The following is a 6,789-nucleotide window of genomic DNA, read 5'->3' as shown; positions in this document are numbered from 1 at the left end:
CCCGCCTACTGGCCCAGTCGGCGCTGGCCGATCTCGCCGACGTCCCCGCCACCAGCCGCTGGGTCCGCTCGGGCGGCACCCGCCTGCACGTCCTGGACTACGGCGGTGACGGCGTCCCGCTGGTCGTGCTGCCCGGCATCACCAGTCCGGCCGTCGCGATGGACTTCGTGGCCCGTGAACTGACGCCTGTGGTACGGCCGTTGGTGGTCGACGTCCGTGGGCGTGGGCTGTCCGACGGCGGTGGGTCGTACGGGCTGGAGGAGTACGCCGAGGACACCGAGGCGGTCGTCGCGGGCCTCGGTCTCCACCGGCCGGTCCTCCTCGGGCACTCCATGGGTGCGCGGATCGCGGCCGTGACCGCCGTCCGGGCCAAGGTGGCACTGCGCGGCACCGTACTGGGCGACCCGCCGATGAGCGGCCCCGGACGCGAGCCCTATCCCACCCCCTTGGCCGCCTTCCTCGACCAGCTGGCGCAGGCGCGACACGGTACCGACGCGGACGAGGTGGCCCGGTCCTGGCCACGCTGGCCGCGCCGTGAGCAAGAACTGCGGGCCCGCTGGCTGGCGAGCTGTGACACGGAGGCCGTCACCGCCACGCACCGGGGCTTCGAGCGCGAGGACTTCTTCGACTGGTGGCCCTCCGTTCCCGGCCCCACGGCACTCCTGTACGGCGCGGACAGCCCTGTCGTCACCGCGGAGGGTACGGCTGAGGCGGCCCGGCTGCTGCCGTCGGCCGCGTTGGCCGAGATCCCGGACGCCGGTCACATGCTGTTCTGGGACAACCCGTCCGCCGCGCTCGCCGCCCTGCGCCGGGTACTGCGCCCGATGCTGGTGTGACGCCGACGCGCGGGTTCCCGGAGATCACCGGTCCGGCTGCCGACTCGATCAACTGCCGTGCTTAAGTGGGCTCCATGGGTGACGAAACCGCAACCCCGACGTCCACGCCTCCCGGGCCTCCCCCGGCGCTCACCGCCGCGCCCGGCTACCAGGTCCGCCGCTTGTACCAGGCGTATCTCGCGGTCTGGATCCGTGCCGTGGACCCGACGCTCACGGGTCCGCAGTTCGCGGTGCTCCAGGCTGTCGAAGCGGCACCGGGCAGCGACCAGCGCTCGATGGCGTCGGCGGTCTCCCTGGACACGTCGACGATGGCGGACGTGGCCCGGCGGCTGGAGAACCGGGGGCTGATCGTGCGCAGGACGGCCGCGGACGACGGCCGGCGCAAGCTGCTCCATCTGACGGAGGAGGGCGAGCGGACCCTCCACGACGCGAACCTCCGCGCCCGTCGGCTCGACGAGCGCCTTCTCGCGCCGTTCGGACCGGAGCGGCGCGAGGAAATCATGCATCTGTTCACGTCCCTCGCCGATCACTGGGAGGGACTGGCCGAGGACTCCTGACCCCGCGGTGGCGGTCGGCGGACCCTCGGTCGCCGACAAGCGCGGGTACCCCACCCGCGCCGCGACCCCGGAGGACTCCATGACCGATCACCACATCGGCATGATCGTGCCCAGCTCGAACCTGACCATGGAGACGGAGCTGCCGCGCATGATGCGGCAGCGCGAGGCCCTGGTCCCGGAGGACCGGTTCGTCTTCCACAGCAGCCGTATGCGCATGCGGCACGTGACGCCCGAGCAGCTGCGCGCTATGAACGCGCAGACCGGGCGCGCGGCGCTGGAACTCGCCGACGCCCGGCCCGACGTGGTCGTCACAGCCTGCCTCGTGGCGATCATGGCGCAGGGCCCGGGGTACCACTGCACCGCCGAGGACGAGATCACCGGTGTGCTGCGCGCCGAGGGCTCACAGGCCCCGGTGGCGTCGAGCGCGGGCGCCCTCCTCGACGGCATCGAGGCCCTGGGCGCCCGGCGGGTCGCGATCGTCACGCCGTACATGAAGCCGCTCACGCGCCTGGTCGCGGACTACATCGAGGACTCGGGCGTCGAGGTGGTGGACGCGCTGAGCCTGGAGGTGCCGGACAACCTGGCCGTCGCCCGCCTCGACCCCGCCGACCTGCGCGAGCACTGGCGGCGCCTGGACCTGTCGCGGGCCGACGCGCTCGTCCTGTCCGCCTGTGTGCAGATGCCCTCGCTGCCGTCGATCCAGCCGGTGGAGGACGCGGCCGGGCTGCCGGTGCTCTCGGCGGCGACCGCCACGGCGTACCGCATCCTCGTCGAGCTGGGCCTGCCCCCGGTCGTGCCCCGAGCGGGGAGCCTGCTCAGCGGTCAGGTCCCCAGCCCGGCCGGCGTCTGAACCACCGGCGACAACGGTCGGAGTCGATCACCCCACAGAAGCCGGGCAGAGACAGTGTGCCGGGGGTTCCACGGGTTCATCCGGTGAGTTCCTGTTCTGTGTCTCCGATGTTCAGGACAGTCGTGCGGAACGAGGTCACGACCGGGCGGAGATCGATCCGGTGCCAGGCGGCCCACAGGCGTACGGACCTCTGGAACCAAGGGAGTTCACGAACCGTGACGCCCAAGGTGTCGCCGTGCAGCGTGCTCTTCTGTACGAACGCGGTGCCGAGCCCGGACGCGACGAGGCCGAGTCCGGTGCGCGATTCCGGGGCCTCGAACCGGATGTCGGGGGTGAACCCGGCGGCGGCGCAGGACGCGACGAAATCATCCCGCCAGGCCTGGTCCTGGCTGTTCTCTATGGCGATCCATGGCTGGCCGTCCAGGTCCTCCGGCAGGATCTCCGTCGCGGCGGCGAGGTGGTGGCCGCTCGGCATGGCCAGGAGCAGCGGGTCCTCAAGAAGGAGGGCGCTGCACAGGTCCGGGTCCGTCTCGGGCGGCGCCTCCGGGACCAGGGCGATGTCCAGGCTGCGTTGGCGCAGTCCCTCGAACTGCTGCGACGAGGTCAGGTCGTAGAGGGCGACATGGATTCCGGGACGCTCGTCGTGCAGAGCGCGCAGGGCACCGGGCAGGAGGCCGGTGTGCATGGCGTCGCCCACGTATCCCACGCAGAGGCCGCCCTCTTCGCCCCGGCCGAGGCGCCGGCCCAGGTTCTCCAGTCGGTCCGCGTGCCGCAGCAGGGCCGTGGCCTCGGTGAGGAAGACGCGGCCGTCGGAGGTGAGCCGGATGCGCTGCTGGCTGCGCTCGAACAGCGTCAGTCCCAGGACCTTCTCCAGCTGGGCGATCTGCCGGCTCAGCGGCGACTGCGAGATATGGAGGCGTTCGGCGGCCCTGCCGACGTGTTCCTCTTCGGCGACGGCCACGAAGTAGCGGAGTTGGCGCAGGTCAAGCACGTAAGACCTCTCGGGACTCAAGTGTGTCCAAGCAAGTCTTGGACAGTCTCATCCCTCGATCCTAACCTCGACAGAGCAAGAGCCGCGGATCGGAAAAATCCCCCCGAACTCCGCGTCACGTCATGTCACGTCATGGAGAGAAGGATCCTCATCATGGGCATCAAGTCCCTGCTGCCGGGCACCCTCGGCTTCGGTACCGCACCCCTGGGCAACATGTTCCGCAGCATCCCGGACGAGGAGGCCGCGGCCACCGTCGAGGCCGCCTGGGACCAGGGCATCCGCTACTTCGACACCGCCCCGTTCTACGGCGCCGGTCTGTCCGAGCTGCGCCTGGGCGAGGCGCTGGCCGGCCGGCCGCGCGACGAGTTCGTGCTCAGCACCAAGGTCGGACGGGTCATCCTCGACGAGCTGGAGGACCCCACCGCCCGGGACCTGGGCGAGAAGGGCGGCCTGTTCGAGCACGGCCGCCCGAACAAGATGGTCGACGACTACACGGCGGACGCCACCCTGCGCTCCATCGAGGACAGCCTCACGCGCCTGAGGACGGACCGCCTGGACATCGTCTGGGTGCACGACGTGGCCCAGGACTTCCACGGCGACGACTGGCTGGCCGTCTACGAGACCGCGCGCACCGGCGCGTTCCGCGTCCTCCAGCGGCTCCGCGACGAAGGCGTCATCAAAGCCTGGGGCCTCGGCGTCAACCGCGTGGAGCCGATCGAGCTGACCCTCGACCTGAACGAGCCGCGGCCCGACGCGTTCCTCCTGGCCGGCCGCTACACCCTCCTGGACCACGACCGCTCCCTACAGCGTCTGCTGCCCGCCGCCACCGAGCAGGGCGTCGACATGGTCGTCGGCGGCCCGTACAGCTCCGGCGTCCTCGCCGGTGGCCGGCACTTCGAGTACCAGGAAGCTCCGGCGGAGATCGTCGCCAAGGTCGGACGGCTCAAGGAGCTCGCCGCCGAACACGGTGTGAGCATCAAGGCGGCCGCGCTGCAGTTCGCGCTCGCCCACCCCGCCACGGCCGCCGTCGTACCCGGTGCCACCCGCCCCAGCCGTATCGCGGAGGACGTCGCCGCCCTCGCCGAGGACGTACCGGCCGCCTTCTGGGCCGCCCTGCGCGACGAGAAGCTCATCGCCGCCGACGCCCCCACCGCCTGACACCCCACAGCACACAGCACACAGCAGGAAGCACTCACCATGGCCACCACCACCGCATCACTCGACATCCCGCAGAGCCCCGACCGCGTCTGGCGGCTCATCGGCGGTTTCGGATCCCTGCCCGACTGGCTCCCCTACATCCCCGCGAGCGAACTGAGCGAAGGGGGCCGGGTACGCCGCCTGACCAACCAGGACGGCGGTGTCATCGTCGAACGCCTCCAGGCCTTCGACCACGACGCGCGCAGCTACTCCTACGCCATCGAAGAGGCGCCGTTCCCCGTGACCGGCTACCTCTCCACTCTGCGCGTGCACGCCGTCCCCGGCAGTCCCGACCTCTCGCGCGTCGAGTGGTCCGGCACGTTCACTCCTGTCGGCGTCAGCGACACCGATGCCGAGGAGCTGTTCCACGGCATCTACACCGACGGCCTCGCGGCACTCCTGAGGACCGCGACCGCCTGAAAGACCGCGACCGCCTGAATCGGCGGCCTGGTCACCTCCGGAAATCGATTCCCCGAGCACACGACCTGGTGGTCCTCACCTCGCCGTGGCCCGAGCGAGAGGGACGGCGGGGTTGCCGCTCCGTCCATTCGTTCCGTCCAGTAGCGGCGGTCTTCGTCGTACTCACCCGAGGCGCGATAGGCCGACTCCTCGTCCACCAGCTCCCGCATCGACCCCACTTCGAGTGACACATGATGGAACGGCGCCCGGAGAACGGCCGGGTCCACGGGCCCCAGGACCTCGCATGTCTGACTCATGTTGAAGCGGGGTGAATCCGGTTCGAGCAGGGTGCCGTACCAGACGCCTCGCTGGGCCTCCAACATGGCGAACGAGGGTTTGCTGTACGGCACGTGCCGAGCTCATTTCACTGGTCCTGGGCCGACGCCGCCGCGTCGAACTGAGCCTTGCTGGTCACTGTTCGTGGTCCGGGCACGAGCGTGGTCGCGGTCGACCGCCACGGGACGGCGGAGGCCCAGCCGACCAGGGGCATGGTCTCGTCGTAGTGCGGAGCGAACTGCGCGACGGTGATGGAGGGCATCCGATAGGCCAGGCCGCGGACGTGCTCGATGAACGCGTCCGGCAGCGATACATGGTGGGTTTCCACGTAGTGAGGGAAGTCCTGGCGCCACATCCAGGTGCCGTCGGTCCTCAGTGACGAGCACCCTGGCGAGTGCCGGTGGGCGCTCCCCGTGAGGACGTCATGTCCGGCTTCCATGACATCGAGCAGGACGTGGCCGCTGTCCAGGTAGGCCACCAGGTCCACCTCGTCCGGCTCGCCGACGGGCCGGACGGCATCGCGTATCGATCCGTTCGGCCGGCCGGAGCCGTCGTCCAACTCGTCGTAGAAGCCCAGCAGTCCCAGCACCACGTCTCCTTCGACAAGCGTTCCGTCCTGCCAAGACAACCGGCGGAAGTCGGCGAACAGGCTCAGAGCGGTGCCATCTCCAACTCGCCGAAGACCCGCAGGCCGACCTGCGCCGCGAGCCAAGGCGCCCGTTCGGCCTCGACCTGCTTCACGTGAACGTACAACGTGTGGTCCGGCGCGGGCTCTTCGAGGTCGAGGTCGCGCGCGTTCAGGCACACCGTCACGTAGGCGCCTCTGGCGCCCCCGCAGCCGAGGCCCACCTCCGGAGCCTCGGGCCAACCGCTGAAGTCCCAGCGGATCATGGCCGGGGCGTCCCCGGCCGCGGCCACGAGCTCCTCCACGGTTTCCGGGCCCAAGCACCATCTGCGCAAGTGGATCGGGAGCCACTCCGACGGAGCGTCGCCATTCTCCGAGGAGCCGTGTCGGTCGGCTCCGCAGGACCACCAGTCAGCGTCCGGTATCAGTCCGCCCAACCGCTCCAGCTCTCCGGGCGTGGAGACCCGCGCCTCGAAGTCGACTTCGAGTTGTGTCGTGTCGGCGAGATCGAGCAGTCGGCCGGCGACCCGCAGTATCCCGGCGAGATCCGTCGTCCTCAGCACTGCCTGCGCGTACGAGTTGCTCATGACGCGCAGTCTGCCGAGTCAGGCATCCCGCCGGCCAACGATTAACCGGCGGAGTCCGGCGTCCTGAAAGCAGCACCAGCCTGTGGGGAACCTGAGAATTTGTGTGATCCCGGCAGGCGTGGGCAGACGCCGCCGATATGAGCACCATCCAGCAGAGCACGGTAGACGAGGCCACGGAGCAGAGCCCTGATGCGCGGGCGGCGGCCTCGCCGCCGCTGCCCGCGTCCGCGGAACGGGGCAGAGGTGGCGGGCGGGGCTTTTCGTCGGCGCTGCGGGGTCGGCCAGCCGGACCCGGCTCAGGGCGTCGGGCCCTGGCGGCCAGGTCGACGGTGAACTCCTCGGTCTCGACCAGGACGTCGTCCTCGCCGCCCCCGGTGGGCTCGGCCCGGCGGACGGCGGCCCGGAGACGGG

The 6,789-nt window shown here is 70.5% G+C and carries 8 protein-coding genes and 1 pseudogene; 5 read left to right on the top strand and 4 right to left on the bottom strand.

Going from position 1 to position 6,789, the window contains the following annotated elements; translation table 11 throughout:
• From ACNFOC_RS48545 to ACNFOC_RS48535, 3 genes are all read left to right on the top strand, one after another.
• Positions 1 to 836, top strand: an 836-nt coding sequence (locus ACNFOC_RS48545) for an alpha/beta fold hydrolase (protein ID WP_416965399.1), incomplete at its 5' end; no start/stop codon positions are given.
• 74 nt (positions 837 to 910) lie between these two features.
• Positions 911 to 1,393, top strand: coding sequence for a MarR family winged helix-turn-helix transcriptional regulator (locus ACNFOC_RS48540; RefSeq protein WP_416965398.1), 483 nt, complete (start codon positions 911 to 913; stop codon positions 1,391 to 1,393).
• 79 nt (positions 1,394 to 1,472) lie between these two features.
• The gene (locus ACNFOC_RS48535) at positions 1,473 to 2,243 is read left to right on the top strand and encodes a maleate cis-trans isomerase family protein (RefSeq protein ID WP_416965397.1); all 771 of its coding nucleotides are present in this window, start codon (positions 1,473 to 1,475) and stop codon (positions 2,241 to 2,243) included.
• A 76-nt stretch (positions 2,244 to 2,319) separates the two neighbouring features.
• Here the strand turns inward: ACNFOC_RS48535 and ACNFOC_RS48530 are convergent, their stop codons facing one another.
• Positions 2,320 to 3,234, bottom strand: a complete 915-nt coding sequence (locus ACNFOC_RS48530) for a LysR substrate-binding domain-containing protein (protein WP_416965396.1) — start codon at positions 3,232 to 3,234, stop codon at positions 2,320 to 2,322.
• Positions 3,235 to 3,387: 153 nt separating this feature from the next.
• On the opposite strand from ACNFOC_RS48530, the gene ACNFOC_RS48525 reads away from it, so the two are divergent.
• Both ACNFOC_RS48525 and ACNFOC_RS48520 read left to right on the top strand, forming a co-directional pair.
• The gene (locus tag ACNFOC_RS48525; protein WP_416965395.1) at positions 3,388 to 4,392 is read left to right on the top strand and encodes an aldo/keto reductase; all 1,005 of its coding nucleotides are present in this window, start codon (positions 3,388 to 3,390) and stop codon (positions 4,390 to 4,392) included.
• 39 nt (positions 4,393 to 4,431) lie between these two features.
• The gene (locus ACNFOC_RS48520) at positions 4,432 to 4,851 is read left to right on the top strand and encodes an SRPBCC family protein (RefSeq protein ID WP_416965394.1); all 420 of its coding nucleotides are present in this window, start codon (positions 4,432 to 4,434) and stop codon (positions 4,849 to 4,851) included.
• Between the two features lie 403 nt (positions 4,852 to 5,254).
• On the opposite strand, the gene ACNFOC_RS48515 is transcribed toward ACNFOC_RS48520, so the two are convergent.
• From ACNFOC_RS48515 to ACNFOC_RS48505, 3 genes and pseudogenes are all read right to left on the bottom strand, one after another.
• A complete protein-coding gene (locus tag ACNFOC_RS48515; RefSeq protein ID WP_416965393.1) occupies positions 5,255 to 5,755 on the bottom strand; it encodes a hypothetical protein in 501 nt (166 codons plus the stop codon).
• A gap of 62 nt (positions 5,756 to 5,817) precedes the next feature.
• Positions 5,818 to 6,378: a hypothetical protein gene (locus ACNFOC_RS48510; RefSeq protein ID WP_416965392.1), complete on the bottom strand. Its 561-nt coding sequence runs from the start codon at positions 6,376 to 6,378 to the stop codon at positions 5,818 to 5,820.
• Positions 6,379 to 6,688: 310 nt separating this feature from the next.
• A pseudogene (locus ACNFOC_RS48505) lies at positions 6,689 to 6,789 on the bottom strand (DNA-binding response regulator); the annotation flags it as partial.

The organism is Streptomyces colwelliae, assembly GCF_048158785.1.
In the GTDB taxonomy this organism is placed as follows: Bacteria; Actinomycetota; Actinomycetes; order Streptomycetales; family Streptomycetaceae; genus Streptomyces.
Note: the sequence above shows the minus strand (reverse complement) of the source record. Positions and strands in the feature narration are given on the sequence as shown.